Below are 16,889 nucleotides of genomic sequence, written 5' to 3'. Positions count from 1 at the left end.
CGCTGCAACATCAGTCGTCGTACAAGGTCGATCACATCGCCGCATCGTGTAGACGGGCGGCCCGCGGCAGGGCGGCCCGCGCCGCCCCGTCGCCCGGACCGCCATCCCGATCAGCCTCCCTTCGTGACGATCGTCTTCCACGCGCCGTTCTTCACCTGATACAGCGTCGACATCCCGCTCTTCAGCGAGCCGTCCTTCGCGAACGAGATGCGCCCGGTGATGCCTTCGAAGTCGATCTTCTGCAGCGCCGGCCGATAGACCTTCGGATCGGTCGAGCCGGCCGCCTGCATCGCCTTGATCGCGGCCCACGTCGCGTCGTAGCCGAACTGCGCGTACGACAGCACGTCGACGCCGAAGCGCTTCTTGAACCGCTGCTCGAAATCCTTGCCCTGCGGCAGTTCGTCGAGCGGGCGCCCGTACTCCCACGCCATCGCGCCTTCGGCCGCCGGGCCGGCGATTTTGATGAACTCGTTGTCCTTCACGCCGCCGCCGCCGACGAATTGCGCATTCAGGCCGAGCTGGCGCATCTGCTTGATGAAGTTCGCCGCGAGCGCGTCGAGGCCGCCGAAGAAGATCAGGTCCGGGTTCTTGCCTTTCAGGCTCGTGATCTGCGCGCGGAAATCGACGGCCTGGTTGTTCGTGAACTCGCGCGCGATGATCGTGCCGCCGGCCGCCTTCACGGCCTTCTCGAACTCGTCGGCCTCGCCCTGACCGAATGCGGTGCGGTCGTCGACGATCGCGATGCGCTTCGCCTTCGTCACCTCGACCGCGTATTTGCCCGCGTTGCCGGCGTTCTGGCCGTCGGTCGCGATCACCATGAACATGTTGGCGAGCCCGCGCGACGTGAGCGTCGGGTTCGTCGCGGCCGGATCGATGACGGGGATGCCGGCCTTGTCGTAGACGACCGATGCCGGAATCGTCGTGCCCGAATTGAAGTGGCCGACCACGACCGACACGTTCTTGTCGACGAGCGCCTGCGCGGCCTGCACGCCGACGCGCGGGTCGGCCTGATCGTCCTGGACGATCAGGCTGAAATGCGCGGGCTTGCCGGCGATCTGCACCTTCTGCGCGACCGCATCGTCGAGCGCGAGCTGCACGCCGTTCTGCAGGTCCTTGCCGTAGCCGGCATTCACGCCGGTCAGCGGGGCGGCGAAGCCGACCTTCACGTCGAGTTCGTCGGCCGCCTGCGCGGCCTGTTGCGAGAAGAGGGCAAGCGCGGATGCAATCGACACGGACAACAATGAATGGCGAAGTTTCATGTTCGATCCTCTTGTTCGACACCGGCGGGTGGACACCGCACGCGGCCGGGCGCGTGCGGCGGACGGGCGGTTCGACCGCTTCTCGGAATCGGGCGCAGGGCGGCGGGACGACGCTCGGAATGACCCCGCGAGGCTCCGGAGGAGCCCCGATCGCCTCGATATATAGGTCGCCGAATTGCGTGGGTCTTGGCAGTTCGACACGCATTCGGTGCGGATTTGCGCATAGCTTCCGCGCCGGCGCGTGCGGCCGGTATCGGGATATTCCCGCCGCGAACGGGCGGGGAGGGTGTGCATGCAACGGATGCGCGGGCGCACCGCAGCCCGTCGGGCCGCGGTGCGCCGCCGCGCTTAGCCGGCCGACGCGTCGGACAGCGCGTCCGACGCTGCGCCGGCGCCCGTGCCGGACGCGCTCGTGCGGATCAGCGGGTCGCTGGTGCTCGCGCGGCCCGTTTCGACGTGGCCCGCGAAGCGGCGCAGGAAGCCGAGCGGCTGCCCGTCGCTCACGGTCAGGTCGTACCAGCCGTGGCTGCCGCGCAGATCCCAGTAGTCGTCGACGCGGGCACCCGGCGCGAGCTCGAACGTGCGCGCGGCGCCGCTGCCGTACGCGTTCGTCACCGTGAGGCGTACCGTGCGGTGTCCGCGGTTCATGAGACGCAGCGTGATGTTGCCGTTCGCGACGTCGTAGCCGTAGATCGCTTCCGGGTTCGCGTCCGCGTGGCCCACGCCGGTCGCGAACGGGCCGCGGAAATGGCAGTAGAAGCCGTTCGGGCCGTACACGTCGAGGTCGTACCGGCCGAGCGACGGCGCGGCGCTCCACGTATCGGCGATGCGCTTGCCGGCTTCGACGGTGTACGTCCACGGGCCGTCGACGCGGTTGCGCGACTGCACCTGGAACGCGGCGCCCGCGCGGCCCGTATTCGCGAAGTTCAGCCGGAACCGGCCGGCGGCCGGCTCGAGGCGGCCGTGCACGAACAGCTCGTACGGCAGCGCGCGCGCCGGGCGCAGCCCGTGCTCCTGCGTCGGCACCGTCTGCAGTACCGGCGGCACCGGGATGTAGTCGGGATGACGATTGCGGTCGGGCGGCGCGTATCCGCTCGTGTCGGGCAGCGTCGGCCAGCTTGCGTCGGGCGTCGAGAAGTCGAACGCGGACGTGAGATCGCCGCACACCGCACGGCGCCACGGCGAAATGTTGGCCGCCTTGACCGCGTACTGCGCGCCGAAACGCGCCTCGATGAATTGCAGCAGCGAGGTGTGATCGAAGGTCTGCGAGCAGACCCAGCCGCCCTTGGTCCACGGCGACACGACGAGCATCGGCACGCGCGGCCCGAGCCCGTACGGGCCCGCCATGTGCGACGCGTCGCCGGCGAACACCTCGTTGGTCGTCGCGACGGTCGACAGCCCGTTGTCGCGCGACTGCGGCGCGAACGGCGGCGGCACGTGATCGAAGAAGCCGTCGTTCTCGTCGTACGTGATGAAGAGCGCGGTCTTGCTCCAGACGTCCGGGTTCGACACGAGCGTCTTCAGCACCTGCTCGATGTACCACGCGCCGTAGTTCGCCGGCCAGTTCGGATGCTCGGAATACGCTTCCGGTGCGCAGATCCACGACACCTGCGGCAGCGTGCCGTTCTTCACGTCCTGCTGCAGCACGTCGAACAGCGTGCCGCCGGCGCTGACGTTCGTGCCGGTGCGCGCGTTGTCGTACAGCGGCGTGCCCGGCAGCGCGGTGCGGTACTGGTTGAAGTAGAGCAGCGAGTTGTCGCCGTAGTTGCCGATGTACGGGTTCTGCGTCCAGCCCCACGAGCCGTTCGCGTCGAGGCCGGTGCCGACGTCCTGGTAGATCTTCCACGACACGCCGGCCTGCTGCAGCACTTCCGGATAGGTCGTCCAGCCGTAGCCCTTTTCCTCGTTGCCGAGCACGGGGCCGCCGCCGATGCCGTCGTTGCCGACGTAGCCCGTCCACATGTAGTAGCGGTTCGGGTCGGTCGAGCTCGGGATCGCGCAGTGATAGCCGTCGCAGATCGTGAACGCGTCGGCGAGCTGATAGTGGAACGGGATGTCATCGCGCTGCAGGTACGCCATCGTCGTCGTGCCCTTGTTCGGCACCCACTGATCGTAGCGGCCCTTGTTCCACGCCGCGTGCATGTCCTGCCAGCCGTGCGGCAGATCCTGCAGGAACTGCATCCCGAGCTTGTCCGCGCCCGGATGGAACGGCAGCAGTTCGGCCGCGCCGACCGGCTGATGGAACACCGACTTGCCGTTCGCTAGGCGCAGCGGCCGCGGATCGCCGAAGCCGCGCACACCGCGCAGCGTGCCGAAGTAATGGTCGAACGAGCGGTTCTCCTGCATCAGGATCACGATGTGTTCGATGTCGCGGATCGTGCCGGTGCGGCGGTTCGCGGGAATCGCGAGCGCGTCGCGGATCACGGGCGGAAACAGGTTCAGCGCCGCGGCGCCGGCGGTGCCGGCGGCGAGGCGCAGGAAATCACGACGGTTCGATCGGGTCATGGTCGTTATCGTGCGGTAAAGGGAGGGAGCCGGTTGGCGGGACGGGCGGCGGCGCGCCCGCGCCGCGATAGCCTGCCGCCCGGGTCGTGCCGCCGCGAGCATAGCGGGGATTCGGTGTCATTCATGTGAAGCCCGGAAACGTTTGCATGCGGGCTTCGCGTCGCGGCGAACGCGCGGCCTATCGGCCGGAAATGGCGCGGTACGCGAGGCGATTTGATCGCGCGGGAGGGCACGGCGAGCCGCAGGGTGTGTACCGCGCGGCGAGGAGGCGCGACGCGTCAGACGTCGGTGACCCACGCGCCGAACCATTCGCTCGGGCGCGCGATTTCGTCCTGCGCGGCGATCAGTTCGAGTTCGTAGCGGCGCGCATCGTAGGTCGCCTTGACGACCGCGTGCACGGCCGCGAGCGTGTGCTCGAACGCGGCGCGCACCGAGTCGCCGCGCAGCCGGCGCGCGACGAAGATCGCGCTGGTGAGATCGCCGACGCCGACCGGATGACGCGGAAACGCATACAGCGGACGCTGGCCGATCCACGCTTCGGTTTCGGTGACGGCGAGCATGTTGAAGCGGTCGGCGGGGCTGTTGCGGTCGTGCAGATGCTTGACGAGGATGATCTTCGGGCCGCGCGCGATCAGCGTGCGGCATGCGTCGACCGCTTCGGCGACGGTCTCGATGCGTCGGCCCGCGAGCTTCTGCAGTTCGGTGTGATTGGGCGACATGCCGTCCGCGAGCGCGGGCATTTCGTTGACGATGAATTCCTCGACGCCGGGCTCGGGCCGGATGCCGCCCGTCTGGCCCATCGCGGGATCGCAGAAGTACCACGCGTTCGGATTCATCGCCTTCACGGCGCGCACGATCTCGACGGTCGCGCGCGCCTGCGCGGGCGAGCCGGCGAAGCCCGACAGCACGGCGTCGCAGCGCTTGAGCGCGCCGATCGCGGCGATCCCGTCGACGAGCTGCTCCATCTTCGCGGCGTCGATCGCGCTGCCGGCCCAGTGGCCGTACTGCATGTGATTCGACAGCTGGACGGTGTTGAGCGGCCAGACGTTGACGCCCAGGCGCTGCATCGGAAACACGGCGGCGCTGTTGCCGGCGTGGCCGTAGATGACGTGCGACTGAATGCTGAGGACGTTTTTCATGGGAATTCGCCGGCTCGCGTTTCAGGGTCACGTCACACGATACCCGAGTTCGCCGCGCGCGCGGAAGTCGCGCGGCGCACGGTGTTGCGCGCCGTCGTCAGCGCGACCCGCGTAGAATCGCGGGGCACGGCGCTGCCCGTGCGTGTCCAATTACCGTGAACGCCATGTTTTCGATTCGCAAGATGTTGTCCGCCGTGCGAGCCGCGCTCGTCGGCGCGGGCGTCGCCGCCGCGTGCGCGGCGGCCGTCGCGGCCACCGTGCCGGTCGCGGCCGGCAACGACGGGCCCGCCTACGGCCCGCGGCTGGAAGGCTTCGACTATCCGGCGCCGCTGCACCGCTACGCCTTCGTGTCGCAGCGCGAAACGCTCGAAATGGTGTACCTCGACGTGCCGCCCGCGCATCCGAACGGACGCACGGTCGTGCTGCTGCACGGAAAGAATTTCTGCGCGGCGACGTGGGAAGACACGATCGGCGTGCTGAGCCGCGCGGGCTACCGCGTGATCGCGCCGGACCAGATCGGCTTTTGCAAGTCGTCGAAACCCGAGCGCTACCAGTACAGCTTCCAGCAGCTCGCGCGCAACACGCATGCGCTGCTCGAATCGATCGGCGTGAAGTCGGCCACGCTCGTCGGCCATTCGACCGGCGGCATGCTCGCGATGCGCTATGCGCTGATGTATCCGAAGGCGACCGAGCAGCTCGTGCTCGTGAACCCGATCGGTCTGGAGGACTGGAAGGCGCTCGGCGTGCCGCCGCTGTCGGTCGACTATTGGTACGCGCGCGAACTGAAGACGTCGGCGGACGGCATTCGCCGTTACGAGCAGGCGACCTACTACGCGGGCAAGTGGGCGCCGTCGTACGAGCGCTGGGTGCAGATGCTGGCCGGCATGTATCGCGGGCCGGGCCGCGACATCGTCGCGTGGAATTCCGCGCTGATCTACGACATGATCCTCACGCAGCCGGTCGTCTACGAGCTCGGCGCGATCCGCGTGCCGACGCTGCTGCTGATCGGCGACAAGGACACGACCGCGATCGGCAAGGACGTCGCGCCGCCCGACGTGCATGCGAAGCTCGGCCGTTATCCGGAGCTCGCGAAGCGCACGCAGGCCGCGATTCCCGGCGCGCAGCTCGTCGAATTTCCGACGCTCGGACACGCGCCGCAGATCCAGGATCCGGACGCGTTCCACAAGGCGCTGCTCGACGGGCTCGACGCGGTGCGCACGCCGTAACGCGCAGCCGGGCGCGCGCGGCATGCGGCGGCGCGCATTTGGCCGCGCGCATCTCGGCAGCGGCGCGCGGCGCCGTTGCTATCGCCGCTCGCTCGCGAGCTCGTCGCGGATCTGCGCGGCCAGTTCGAACGAGCGCAGCCGCGCCGCGTGATCGTAGATCTGCGCGGTGATGATCAGTTCGTCCGCGCCCGTCTGCGCGATCCGGTCGCGCAGCTTGTCGCGCACCGTGTCGCGCGAGCCGACCGCCGCGAACGACAGCGAATGCGCGACGTTCGCGAGTTCGAGTTCGTTCGCCTCGAGCACGTCGACGGGCGGCGGCAGCTTGCCCGGCGTGCCGCGCCGCAGGTTGATGAACTGCTGCTGCAGCGACGTGAAGAGGCGCCGCGCCTCGTCGTCGGTGTCGGCCGCGAACACGTTGACGCCCACCATCGCATACGGCTTCGGCCACGCGGCCGACGGCCGGTACTGCGCGCGGTACACCTCGAGCGCGCGCATCAGATAGTCGGGCGCGAAGTGCGACGCGAACGCGAACGGCAGACCGAGCATCGCGGCGAGCTGCGCGCTGAACAGGCTCGAGCCGAGCAGCCATACGGGCACGTCGAGCCCCGCGCCGGGCACCGCACGTACGCGCTGGCCGGGCGCCGGCTCAGCGAAGTAGCGCAGCAGTTCGGCGACATCGTCGGGGAACGAATCGGCGCTGCCGATCAGGTCGCGACGCAGCGCGCGCGACGTCGTCTGATCGGTGCCCGGCGCGCGGCCGAGGCCGAGATCGATGCGCCCCGGATACAGCGACGCCAGCGTGCCGAACTGCTCCGCGATCACGAGCGGCGCGTGGTTCGGCAGCATGATGCCGCCGGAGCCGACGCGGATCGTCTTCGTGCCGCCCGCCACGTGGCCGATCACGACCGCCGTGGCCGCGCTCGCGATGCCGGGCATGTTGTGGTGTTCGGCGAGCCAGTAACGTCGATAGCCCCAGCGCTCCGCATGTTGCGCGAGATCGAGCGTATTGCGGAAGGCCTGCGCGGCGTCGGCGCCGGCGGGAATGGGGGCGAGGTCAAGAACGGAAAACGGTGTCATCGGGTGCCTTCGAAGGGGGAGGGGTGCGGTGATGTGCGCACGCAACAGATCCGTCGATTTTGCCAAAGGGTTCCGGAACGCGCTGGCGCCGCCGCGATACCCATGCCTGCAGCAGGGCCGCGCGCGAGGCGCCGACGATTGTTGCAAAAATCAATCCAATCGCCGCTTTGTTACGAATCTTTACCGTGATTGGCGGCGAATCTGCATAGGCATACAAATCTGCACGAAAGGTTTGATTTTCAAGACTGCAATACGCCTGCAAAGCGCTTACGCTAACGTGAACGTGGCCATATCGGACCCCTTCGTCAGCCGTACAGCTTTGCTGGAATCGCACCAGTCCGTTTCGCGCGGTGCCACGCGCGGGCGCGTGCAGACTGTTAAAATCCGGCGCCTGTCCATCTCGTGCCGAAGGCAATCCATCCGATTTTTCCGCGCCGGACGGCATGCGGAAACGCCACGCTGAACGGGGCACGGCCGCCTTGCGCGGACCGGGCCGTGCCGCCCCAAACACTGAGGTCGCTGGAACAAGGAGTCGGGTCGTGCCCGCGTTTGTCGCTGTCGGAATATCCCATCATGTGCCGTGCGGCCGGATCGGCCGCCACGCGGCCGGCCTCGTCGGAGGGTGCCGCCCATGACGACGCCCGCCGTGTCGCTGCTCGACTGGCTGCTGATCGCGTTCGCCGTGGCGGCGGCCGCTTACGCGCTGCTCGCGGCATTCGCGCCGCGTCCGCGCGTGCCGCGCACGGCCGCGCGCGACGGCGCCGAACCGGTCAGCGTGCTCAAGCCGCTGTGCGGCGCCGAGCCGCATCTGTACGAGAACCTCGCGACTTTCTGCGAACAGCATCATCCGCGTTACGAGGTGCTGTTCGGCGTCGCGTCGGCGGGCGATCCGGCGATCGCGGTCGTCGAGCGGCTGCGCGCCGCGTATCCGGATCGCGATATCGCGCTCGTCGTCGACGCGCGCGTGCACGGCACGAATCTGAAGGTCAGCAATCTGATCAATCTCGCCGACCGCGCGAAATACGATCGGATCGTGATCGCGGACAGCGACATCGCAGTTGCGCCCGACTACCTCGAGCGCGTGACGGCGCCGCTGGCCGACGCGTCGGTCGGCGTCGTCACGTGTCTGTATCATGCGCGCAGCGTCGGCGGGTTCTGGACGCGCATCGGCGCGCAATTCGTCGACGCATGGTTCGCGCCGTCGGTGCGGATCACGCATCTCGGCGGCTCGAGCCGCTTCGGCTTCGGCGCGACGCTCGCGCTCACGCGCGACACGCTCGAGCGGATCGGCGGCCTGCGCGTGCTGAAGGACGAGCTCGCCGACGATTTCTGGCTCGCCGCGCTGCCGCGTCGCCTCGGGCGGCGCACCGTGCTGTCCGAAGTGGAGGTCGCAACCGACGTGATCGAGGCGTCGTTCGGCCCGCTCTGGCATCGCGAGACGCGCTGGCTGCGCACGATCCGGTCGCTGAATCCGGCCGGCTTCGCGTTCCTGTTCATCACGTTCACCGCGCCGTGGCTCGCGATCGCCGCGGCGCTCGCGCTGAAGCTCGACGGCACCGTCGCCGGCATGGTGGCCGGCGTGGCGGCGGCCGCGGGCACGTTCGGCCGGCTCGTGCTGCACGCGCGCGGCGAAGACGGCTGGCGCGCGTACTGGCGCGACCTGCCGCTCGTCGCGGTGCGCGACACGCTGCTCGCGCTCGAATGGCTCGTCGCCGCGTTCGGTACGCAGGTCGTGTGGCGCGGCGCACGCATGACGGTGGTCGGCGGCGAACGCGCGGCGGCCGCCGTGGAAGGCGGCGACGGTCGCTAGCGCCGCGTCGGACACAGGCAGGCGCGCGCGACCCGCGTGCCGACGGAATACGGCCCGGCAGCGGGCCCATGCGCGGCGAGCGAAGCTGCCGCCGCGCGACATCACGGAGTAGCGGGCAGCCGGTACGGCGGCCCGCCGTTTTTTTGACTGAATCGTTGAGACGAATCGAACTATGCAGGCTACCGGAGCATTCATGAAAACGCTGTTCTTGCAGGCCCCGTCCTACGACGGCTTCGACGGCGGAGCCGGCTCGCGCTATCAGGCCAAGCGTGAAATCCGTTCCTTCTGGTATCCGACCTGGCTCGCGCAGCCGGCCGCGCTCGTGCCGGGCAGCCGCGTCGTCGATGCGCCGGCCGACGGCCTGTCGGTCGAGGAAACGCTGAAGATCGCGAACGACTATGACCTCGTCATCATCCATACGAGCACGCCGTCGTTCCCGACCGACGCGATGTTCGCGCAGGACCTGAAGAAGATGAAGCCGTCGATGCTGGTCGGCATGGTGGGTGCGAAGGTGATGGTCGATCCGCACAACTCGCTGACGGCAAGCGACGCGATCGACTTCGTCTGCCGCGAGGAATTCGACTACACCTGCAAGGAACTCGCCGAAGGCAAGCCGTTCGCCGAGATCAAGGGCTTGAGCTGGCGCGCGAAGGACGGCTCGATCGAGCACAACGAAGCGCGCCCGATCCTCGAGAACATGGACGAACTGCCGTTCGTCGCGCCCGTCTACAAGCGCGACCTGAAGATCGAGAACTACTTCATCGGCTATCTGAACTATCCGTACGTGTCGATTTACACGGGCCGCGGCTGCAAGTCGCGCTGCACGTTCTGCCTGTGGCCGCAGACGGTCAGCGGCCATCGCTACCGCACGCGCTCGGTCGAAAACGTGCTCGCGGAAGCGAAGTGGATCCGCGACAACATGCCGGAAGTGAAGGAACTGATGTTCGACGACGACACCTTCACCGACGATCTGCCGCGCGCGGAAGCGATCGCCATCGGCCTCGGCAAGCTCGGCATCACGTGGTCGTGCAACGCGAAGGCGAACGTGCCGTACAAGACGCTGAAGGTGATGAAGGAAAACGGGCTGCGCCTGCTGCTCGTCGGCTTCGAATCCGGCGACGACCAGATCCTCGTGAACATCAAGAAGGGCGTGCGCACCGATTTCGCGCGCCGCTTCAGCGCGGACTGCAAGAAGCTCGGCATCAAGATCCACGGCACCTTCATCCTCGGCCTGCCGGGCGAGACGCAGGAGACGATCAAGAAGACGATCGAGTACGCGAAGGAAATCAATCCGCACACAATCCAGGTGTCGCTCGCCGCGCCGTATCCGGGCACGACGCTCTACAAGCAGGCCATCGAAAACGGCTGGATGGAAGAGAACAAGACGATCAACCTCGTCAGCAAGGAAGGCGTGCAGCTCGCCGCGATCGGCTATCCGCACCTGTCGCGCGACGAGATCTATCACCATCTCGAGCAGTTCTATCGCGAGTTCTACTTCCGTCCGTCGAAGATCTGGGAGATCGTGCGCGAGATGCTGACGAGCTGGGACATGATGAAGCGCCGTCTGCGCGAGGGCGTCGAATTCTTCCGTTTCCTGCGCGCGCACGAGGCCTGATTCGTGACGACGCAGCGGGCGGCGCGGGCGCTCATCTTCACCGCGGACGACTTCGGGCTGCATGAGCGCGTGAACGCGGCGGTCGAGCGCGCGCATCGCGACGGCGTGCTGAACGCCGCGAGCCTCATGGTCGGCGCGCCGGCCGCGCAGGATGCGATCGCGCGCGCGCGGCGGCTGCCGTCGCTCGCGGTCGGGCTGCATCTGGTGCTCGCGGACGGCCCCGCGACGCTGCCCGCGCGCGAGATTCCCGCGCTGGTCGGCGCCGACGGCCGCTTCGGCGACGCGATGGCGAAGGACGGCTGCCGGTTCTTCTTTCTGCCGCACGTGCGCGCGCAACTGCGCCGCGAGATCCGCGCGCAGTTCGAAGCGTTCGCGGCGACCGGCCTGCCGCTCGACCACGTGAACGCGCACAAGCACTTCCATCTGCATCCGACCGTGCTGTCGATGATCGTCGAGATCGGCCGCGACTACGGTCTGCGCGCGGTGCGGCTGCCGTACGAGGCGACTGCGCCCGTGTGGCTGCGGCCGTGGATCGCGCTCGTGCGCGCGCGGCTCGACCGCGCGGGGCTCGCGCATAACGACTACGTGGTCGGCATCGCGCAGACGGGCCGGATGGACGAGGCCGTGCTGCTCGATGCGCTGGCGGCGCTGCCGCCCGGTGTCGGCGAGATCTACTGTCATCCGGCCGAAGCGGGCGACGGGCCGATCACGCCGACGATGGCCGACTACCGTCCCGCCGACGAACTCGACGCGCTGCTGTCGCCGCGCGTTGCCGCGGCGCTCGCGCGCGCGGGCGTCGCGACCGGCGGCTTCGCGGCCGTGTTCGGCACGCGCGACGCGCAGCGGGGCGCACCCGCGGCGCGCAGACCGGGAGCCCAGCCGTCATGAGCAAATGGTTCAAATGGCTCGGCTGGCCGATCGGCATCGGCATCCTGCTCGCGCTGGGGCTGCACGAGGGCATCGGCGACGTGTCGCAGATGCTCGCGCGTGCCGGCTACGCGCTGCTGTGGCTCGTGCCGTTCCACGCGCTGCCGCTGCTGCTCGATGCGTACGCATGGCACGTGCTGCTCGACCGGCGCGGCTCGCTGCCGTTTCTGTGGTGGATCGCGACCGTGCGCGAGGCCGTGAACCGGCTGCTGCCGGTCGTCGGGATCGGCGGCGAACTCGTCGGGATCCGGCTCGCGCGCTGGCAGGTCGCCGATGCGAGTCGCGTGACGGCTTCGGTGATCGTCGAGGTGCTGGTGACGATCGTCGTCCAGTACGCGTTTGCCGCGCTGGGCCTCGTGCTGCTGCTCGCGATGACGAACGCGATGGGCGGCGGCACGATCGGCGTCGCGCTGCTGCTGACGCTGCCGTTGCCCGTGCTCGGCGTCGTGCTGATGCGGCGCGGCGGGATCTTCCATGCGATCGAGCGCTTCGCCGGGCGGCTGCTCGGCGATTCGCACCGGCTGCTGCAAGGCGTCGACGGCCGGCGGCTCGACGCCGACATCGACGCGCTGATGTCGCGCACGCCGCTGCTGTTCTCCGCGTTCTTCTGGCAGCTCGGCGGCTATGTGCTCGGCGCGCTCGAGATCTACTGGGCGCTCGCGCTGCTCGGCCATCCGGTATCGATCGGCGGCGCGATCGCGATCGAAGCGATGACGCAGGCCGTGCGTCATGCGGCCTTCATGGTGCCGGGCGGCCTCGGCGTGCAGGAGGCGACCGTCGTGCTGCTCGCGCAGATGTTCGGCGTCGACCGCGAAACGGCGCTGTCGCTCGCGCTCGTGAAGCGCGGCCGCGAAGTGCTGTTCAGCTGCCTGTCGCTTGCGTCGTGGCAGCTTGCCGAACTCGTGCGCACGCGCCGCCGGCTGCGCGCGGCGAACGCGGCGCCGCAGGCGCCGTCGCCGCGCAAGGCGGAAACCGAAACGATGCACTGAACGAGACGGGCCGCGCGCCCGTCTCGCGCTTTCGGGCCGGCACGGGTATGCTTGCCGCGTGTTTTCTCGACCGGCGTTTCTTCCGATGATTTTTCGTTTCCGGCTGCTTCCCGTGACCGTGCTGGCCGCTGCGCTCGCGCTCGCGGGCTGCGACGACAAGCAAGGCAATCTCGACGTGCAACGTATCAGGGACTTCTTCAACGCGATCAAACCGGCGCCCTTGCTGCTCAAAGGGCTGAAGGTCGGCGAATCGACCGAGGCCGACGTGCGCGCGACGATGGGCAAGCCCGACATCGAGCGGACGTTCACCGACGGCTCGAAGCGGCTCGAATATCCGCGCGGCCCGATGGGCAACCAGACCTGGTTCGTCGATCTCGATCCGAACGGCCGCTACACGGGCGCGACGCAGGTGCTGACCGCCGAGAACTTCGCGAAGGTACGCCCGGGGATGACCGTGGACGAAGTGCGGCGGCTGCTCGGCAAGCCGGGCGAGGTCGCGCAATATCCGCTGAAGCCCGAGACGGTCTGGAGCTGGCGCTGGCTCGAGGACGGCGTGAACACCGACGCATTCTTCAACGTCCATTTCGGTCCGGACGGGCTCGTCTATACGACGTCGCGCTCCGACATCCTGAAAGGCCGCTGAGCGCGCGGCCGGCGCGTCGGCGCACGCGCGCCGCTGGGACGGCCGCGCTGACCGGTTGTGCGCTGTCGTCCGCTATATCGAAAAAGCGACCGAAAAATTGCAAAAAGTCCGCTTCCCGACCCGTCATGTCGCTGTCAGGAAGCGGCTTTTTTCCTTTTGAAACAGCGGGATAGACAGCGCGCGCAAACCGGCCGCCGAATTGCTGCGATGCAGCAAGCGTGCGCAGGGTGGTTTGAGGCAATCAATTTCGCTTGCGACTATCCGCGTCAGCACGGTGCGGGAAGGGATTCGCGCCGGCATTGATTCCAAGATCCAGGAGACGCGCGTGTTCCTTTACGGCTTTGGTCCCGTCCTGTGGGCCGGCACCGTGCAGACCATCGAGCTGTCGGTGCTGTCGCTCGCCACTGCGGTGGCGCTGGGGCTGATCGGCGCGGTGGCGAAGCTGTCGCACAATCGGGTGCTGCGAGCGATCGCGACCGGTTATACGACGCTGATTCGCTCGGTGCCCGATCTCGTTCTGATGTTGCTGCTGTTCTACAGCATCCAGATCTGGCTGAACCAGTTCACCGACCTGGTCGGCTGGACCCAGATCGACATCGATCCGTTCGTTGCCGGCGTGTTGACGCTCGGCTTCATCTACGGCGCGTACTTCACCGAAACGTTTCGCGGCGCGTTCCTCGCCGTGCCGCGCGGCCAGCTCGAGGCGGGCGCCGCGTACGGGATGAGCGGTGCGCGCGTGTTCGTGCGGATCCTGTTTCCGCAGATGATGCGCTTTGCGTTGCCGGGGATCGGCAACAACTGGCAGGTGCTCGTGAAGGCGACCGCGCTGGTGTCGATCATCGGCCTCGCGGACGTCGTGAAGGCCGCGCAGGACGCCGGCAAGAGCACGTTCAACATGTTCTTCTTCATCCTCGTCGCGGCGCTGATCTATCTCGCGATCACGACCGTTTCCAACCTCGTGCTGATCCAGCTCGAGAAGCGTTATTCCATGGGCGTGCGGCACGCAGAACTATGATCGAGATCCTTCAGGAATTCGGCAAGGCGTTCCTTTACTGGGACGGCCAGCGCCTCTCCGGCCTTGCGGTGACGCTGTGGCTGCTCGTTGCGTCGATCTCGCTCGGCTTCGTGTGTGCGGTGCCGCTCGCGGTCGCGCGCGTGTCGAAGAAGAAGTGGGTGTCGATGCCGGTGCGGTTCTACACCTACGTGTTTCGCGGCACGCCGCTCTACGTGCAGCTGCTGCTCATGTACACGGGCATGTACAGCCTCGAGTTCGTGCGTTCGCACTCGCTGCTCGATGCGTTTTTCAGGAGCGGCTTCAACTGCGCGATTCTCGCGTTCGCGCTGAACACCTGTGCGTACACGACCGAGATCTTCGCCGGTGCGATCCGCGCGATTCCGCACGGCGAGGTCGAGGCCGCGCGGGCGTACGGGATGACGCCGTTCACGATGTATCGCCGCGTGATCCTGCCGTCGGCGCTGCGCCGTGCGCTGCCGCTGTACAGCAACGAGGTGATCCTGATGCTGCATGCGACGACCGTCGCGTTCACGGCCACCGTGCCCGACATCCTGAAGGTCGCGCGCGACGCCAATTCGGCGACGTACATGGCGTTCCAGTCGTTCGGGATCGCCGCGCTGATCTATCTTGCGGTATCGTTCGCACTCGTCGCGGCGTTTCGCCGTGCGGAGCGCCACTGGCTCGCGTATCTCGCGGCCGGCCGTCATTGATTTCACTTCGAGGAGAGCCAGTTGGCCGAGATCACTCAAACGAGCGCTTCCATCAAGCTTGCCGCGCTCGACATCCATAAGCGCTACGGCGACAACGAGGTGCTCAAGGGCGTGTCGCTGAACGCGAAGGCGGGCGACGTCATCAGCATCATCGGCGCGAGCGGCTCGGGCAAGAGCACGTTCCTGCGCTGCATCAATTTTCTCGAGCGGCCGAATGCGGGGCAGATCGTCGTCGACGGCGAGGCCGTGCGCACGAAGACCGACCGTGCCGGCGCGCTGGAAGTGGCCGACCACAAGCAGTTGCAGCGCATCCGCACGAAGCTTGCGATGGTGTTCCAGCACTTCAATCTGTGGGCGCACATGACGGTGCTCGAGAACGTGATGGAAGCGCCCGTGCACGTGCTCGGCATTTCGAAGAAGGAAGCCGAGGAGCGCGCGCGCGAGTATCTCGAGAAGGTCGGTCTGGCGCCGCGCGTCGAGAAGCAGTATCCGTCGCACCTGTCGGGCGGCCAGCAGCAGCGTGTCGCGATTGCGCGCGCGCTGGCGATGCACCCGGACGTGATGCTGTTCGACGAGCCGACGTCGGCGCTCGATCCGGAGCTTGTAGGCGAAGTGCTGAAGGTGATGCAGAAGCTCGCCGAGGAAGGCCGCACGATGATCGTCGTCACGCATGAGATGGGTTTCGCGCGCAACGTGTCGAACCACGTGATGTTCCTGCATCAGGGGCGCACGGAGGAAGAGGGCGATCCGAAGGAGGTGCTGGTGCGGCCGCAGAGCGAGCGCCTGAAGCAATTCCTGTCGGGCAGTCTGAAGTAACGCGCGCGCAGGTTCGCTTCGTGGTACCGGTGTCTCGTCCCGCAGGCGCCACCCGCACGACGCAGGTGGCGATCGTTGCATTGCCGCCCGTGTCGATGTCGGGCGTGGGTCCGATCGTCGATGCGTTGCACCTGGCGAACGAGATCGACGGGCGGCTGCTGTACCGGTGGCAGGTGTGTTCGTGGGACGGGCGGCCGGTGCCGCTTGCCGGCGGTGCGCAATGGCATGCCGATGCGGCGTTCAACGATGCGATTGCGTGCGACTGGCTGATCGTGATTTCCGAGCGGTTTCAGCAGTTTGCCGATTACCGGCTGTTTCTCGCGAGTCTGGCGCGGGTCGGGCAGCGCACGCCGCTCGTGAGCGGGATTCACCACGGCGTGTGGTGGCTTGCGATGGCGGGGCAGTTGTCCGGTTATCGCGTGAGCGTGAACTGGGAGACGTATCAGCAGTTCGCCGAGCAGTTCGAGCGATCGATCGTCACGCAGCAGATCTTCGAGATCGATCGCGATCGGGCGACGTGTGCCGGCGGGCAGGCGACTGTCGATTTCATGCTGGCGATGATCGGCCGCGAGCATGGGCCGGAGCTGTCGGAGCGGATTGCCGATGCGCTCGGGGCCGGTACGCTGCGTAGCGGCGAGGAGCGGCAGCGGATTCCGTTCGTGACTGCGCCGGGCGAGCGGCATCCTCGGCTCAACGATGCGTTGCTGCTGATGGAAGCGAATATCGAGGATCCGCTGACGACCGATGAAATCGCGGGATTGGTCGGCGTGTCGCGGCGGCAGCTCGAGCGGCTCTTTCGGCAGTATCTCGGCGCGATGCCCTCCAAGTATTACCTCAATCTGCGATTGCTCAAGGCGCGCACCCAGTTGCAGCGGACCAGCAAGTCGGTCGTTCAGGTCAGTCTCGCATGCGGGTTTTCTTCGGCTGCGCATTTTTCCAATGCGTATCGCGAGCGGTTCGGGGTGACGCCGCGGGAGGATCGAAGGGCGTGGCTCGAGAAGCAGACGGGCGGCGGCAGTGAACCACGGGCGGGGGCGCTCGTCGAGCGCGGGAAGGATTGAGGGGGCGTGGGCGTTCGCTTTGGGGGCGGTCCGCTGGCGTTGGCCATGAAGCACCTGGGATCGTGTCGGTCTATTAGCGTCGCCCCTGCGCGGGGCG

The 16,889-nt window shown here is 67.6% G+C and carries 15 protein-coding genes; 10 read left to right on the top strand and 5 right to left on the bottom strand.

What is annotated here, in order from left to right; translation table 11 throughout:
• Window positions 1-110 precede the first annotated feature (110 nt).
• The 3 genes from ACSHSS_RS24400 to pdxY all read right to left on the bottom strand — a co-directional run bounded on the left by ACSHSS_RS24400 (window position 111) and on the right by pdxY (window position 4,903).
• A complete protein-coding gene (locus tag ACSHSS_RS24400; protein ID WP_445545660.1) occupies window positions 111-1,259 on the bottom strand; it encodes a branched-chain amino acid ABC transporter substrate-binding protein in 1,149 nt (382 codons plus the stop codon).
• 348 nt (window positions 1,260-1,607) lie between these two features.
• Entirely contained in the window at window positions 1,608-3,764 is a 2,157-nt protein-coding gene (locus ACSHSS_RS24395; RefSeq protein WP_445545659.1) for a phosphocholine-specific phospholipase C, read from the bottom strand.
• A 278-nt stretch (window positions 3,765-4,042) separates the two neighbouring features.
• Complete coding sequence (pdxY, locus tag ACSHSS_RS24390; RefSeq protein ID WP_006414062.1) at window positions 4,043-4,903, bottom strand: pyridoxal kinase PdxY; 861 nt, start codon at window positions 4,901-4,903, stop codon at window positions 4,043-4,045.
• 164 nt (window positions 4,904-5,067) lie between these two features.
• Between pdxY and ACSHSS_RS24385 the strand changes: the two genes are divergently transcribed.
• Complete coding sequence (locus ACSHSS_RS24385; RefSeq protein ID WP_217061357.1) at window positions 5,068-6,129, top strand: alpha/beta fold hydrolase; 1,062 nt, start codon at window positions 5,068-5,070, stop codon at window positions 6,127-6,129.
• 78 nt (window positions 6,130-6,207) lie between these two features.
• On the opposite strand, the gene ACSHSS_RS24380 is transcribed toward ACSHSS_RS24385, so the two are convergent.
• Together ACSHSS_RS24380 and ACSHSS_RS24375 are read right to left on the bottom strand one after the other, a co-directional pair.
• Window positions 6,208-7,206: an LLM class flavin-dependent oxidoreductase gene (locus ACSHSS_RS24380; RefSeq protein WP_006401221.1), complete on the bottom strand. Its 999-nt coding sequence runs from the start codon at window positions 7,204-7,206 to the stop codon at window positions 6,208-6,210.
• Entirely contained in the window at window positions 7,184-7,651 is a 468-nt protein-coding gene (locus ACSHSS_RS24375) for a hypothetical protein (protein WP_445545658.1), read from the bottom strand. The genes ACSHSS_RS24380 and ACSHSS_RS24375 overlap by 23 nt, the downstream gene beginning before the upstream one ends.
• Window positions 7,652-7,837: 186 nt before the next feature.
• Here ACSHSS_RS24375 and hpnI point away from each other — a divergent pair, with 186 nt between their 5' ends.
• From hpnI to ACSHSS_RS24330, 9 genes are all read left to right on the top strand, one after another.
• Entirely contained in the window at window positions 7,838-9,016 is a 1,179-nt protein-coding gene (gene hpnI, locus ACSHSS_RS24370) for a bacteriohopanetetrol glucosamine biosynthesis glycosyltransferase HpnI (protein ID WP_445545657.1), read from the top strand.
• Between the two features lie 172 nt (window positions 9,017-9,188).
• Window positions 9,189-10,631 carry a hopanoid biosynthesis associated radical SAM protein HpnJ gene (gene hpnJ, locus ACSHSS_RS24365; protein ID WP_308202118.1) on the top strand — a complete coding sequence of 481 codons (1,443 nt, stop codon included), beginning with the start codon at window positions 9,189-9,191 and terminating at the stop codon, window positions 10,629-10,631.
• A gap of 3 nt (window positions 10,632-10,634) precedes the next feature.
• Window positions 10,635-11,519 (top strand): hopanoid biosynthesis-associated protein HpnK, encoded by an 885-nt coding sequence (gene hpnK / locus ACSHSS_RS24360; RefSeq protein WP_105841157.1) that lies wholly within the window; start codon window positions 10,635-10,637, stop codon window positions 11,517-11,519.
• Entirely contained in the window at window positions 11,516-12,547 is a 1,032-nt protein-coding gene (locus ACSHSS_RS24355) for a lysylphosphatidylglycerol synthase domain-containing protein (protein ID WP_039225430.1), read from the top strand. Before hpnK ends, ACSHSS_RS24355 begins: the two co-directional genes overlap by 4 nt.
• Window positions 12,548-12,632: 85 nt before the next feature.
• On the top strand, window positions 12,633-13,190 hold the full coding sequence (locus tag ACSHSS_RS24350; protein ID WP_006408162.1) for a hypothetical protein: 558 nt from the start codon (window positions 12,633-12,635) through the stop codon (window positions 13,188-13,190).
• Window positions 13,191-13,515: 325 nt separating this feature from the next.
• Entirely contained in the window at window positions 13,516-14,205 is a 690-nt protein-coding gene (locus ACSHSS_RS24345; RefSeq protein WP_012467549.1) for an ABC transporter permease, read from the top strand.
• The gene (locus ACSHSS_RS24340; protein ID WP_006401214.1) at window positions 14,202-14,915 is read left to right on the top strand and encodes an ABC transporter permease; all 714 of its coding nucleotides are present in this window, start codon (window positions 14,202-14,204) and stop codon (window positions 14,913-14,915) included. The genes ACSHSS_RS24345 and ACSHSS_RS24340 overlap by 4 nt, the downstream gene beginning before the upstream one ends.
• Window positions 14,916-14,936: 21 nt before the next feature.
• Window positions 14,937-15,731 (top strand): ABC transporter ATP-binding protein, encoded by a 795-nt coding sequence (locus tag ACSHSS_RS24335; protein ID WP_006414082.1) that lies wholly within the window; start codon window positions 14,937-14,939, stop codon window positions 15,729-15,731.
• A gap of 20 nt (window positions 15,732-15,751) precedes the next feature.
• The gene (locus ACSHSS_RS24330; protein ID WP_006401212.1) at window positions 15,752-16,792 is read left to right on the top strand and encodes a GlxA family transcriptional regulator; all 1,041 of its coding nucleotides are present in this window, start codon (window positions 15,752-15,754) and stop codon (window positions 16,790-16,792) included.
• The last annotated feature ends 97 nt before the right edge of the window (window positions 16,793-16,889 follow it).

It is taken from the genome of Burkholderia sp. BC1 (assembly GCF_052683555.1).
This window is presented reverse-complemented; position numbering and strand designations above follow the sequence as displayed.

What these genes read in the sequence shown, in the direction of transcription:
- ACSHSS_RS24350 (WP_006408162.1), top strand. Translation starts at nt 12,633, where the DNA reads ATGATTTTTCGTTTCCGGCTGCTTCCCGTGACCGTGCTGGCCGCTGCG.
- hpnJ (WP_308202118.1), top strand. Translation starts at nt 9,189, where the DNA reads ATGCAGGCTACCGGAGCATTCATGAAAACGCTGTTCTTGCAGGCCCCG.
- ACSHSS_RS24400 (WP_445545660.1), bottom strand. Translation starts at nt 1,259, where the DNA reads ATGAAACTTCGCCATTCATTGTTGTCCGTGTCGATTGCATCCGCGCTT.
- ACSHSS_RS24375 (WP_445545658.1), bottom strand. Translation starts at nt 7,651, where the DNA reads ATGCCGTCCGGCGCGGAAAAATCGGATGGATTGCCTTCGGCACGAGAT.
- pdxY (WP_006414062.1), bottom strand. Translation starts at nt 4,903, where the DNA reads ATGAAAAACGTCCTCAGCATTCAGTCGCACGTCATCTACGGCCACGCC.
- ACSHSS_RS24380 (WP_006401221.1), bottom strand. Translation starts at nt 7,206, where the DNA reads ATGACACCGTTTTCCGTTCTTGACCTCGCCCCCATTCCCGCCGGCGCC.
- hpnI (WP_445545657.1), top strand. Translation starts at nt 7,838, where the DNA reads ATGACGACGCCCGCCGTGTCGCTGCTCGACTGGCTGCTGATCGCGTTC.
- ACSHSS_RS24395 (WP_445545659.1), bottom strand. Translation starts at nt 3,764, where the DNA reads ATGACCCGATCGAACCGTCGTGATTTCCTGCGCCTCGCCGCCGGCACC.
- ACSHSS_RS24385 (WP_217061357.1), top strand. Translation starts at nt 5,068, where the DNA reads ATGTTTTCGATTCGCAAGATGTTGTCCGCCGTGCGAGCCGCGCTCGTC.
- ACSHSS_RS24340 (WP_006401214.1), top strand. Translation starts at nt 14,202, where the DNA reads ATGATCGAGATCCTTCAGGAATTCGGCAAGGCGTTCCTTTACTGGGAC.
- ACSHSS_RS24355 (WP_039225430.1), top strand. Translation starts at nt 11,516, where the DNA reads ATGAGCAAATGGTTCAAATGGCTCGGCTGGCCGATCGGCATCGGCATC.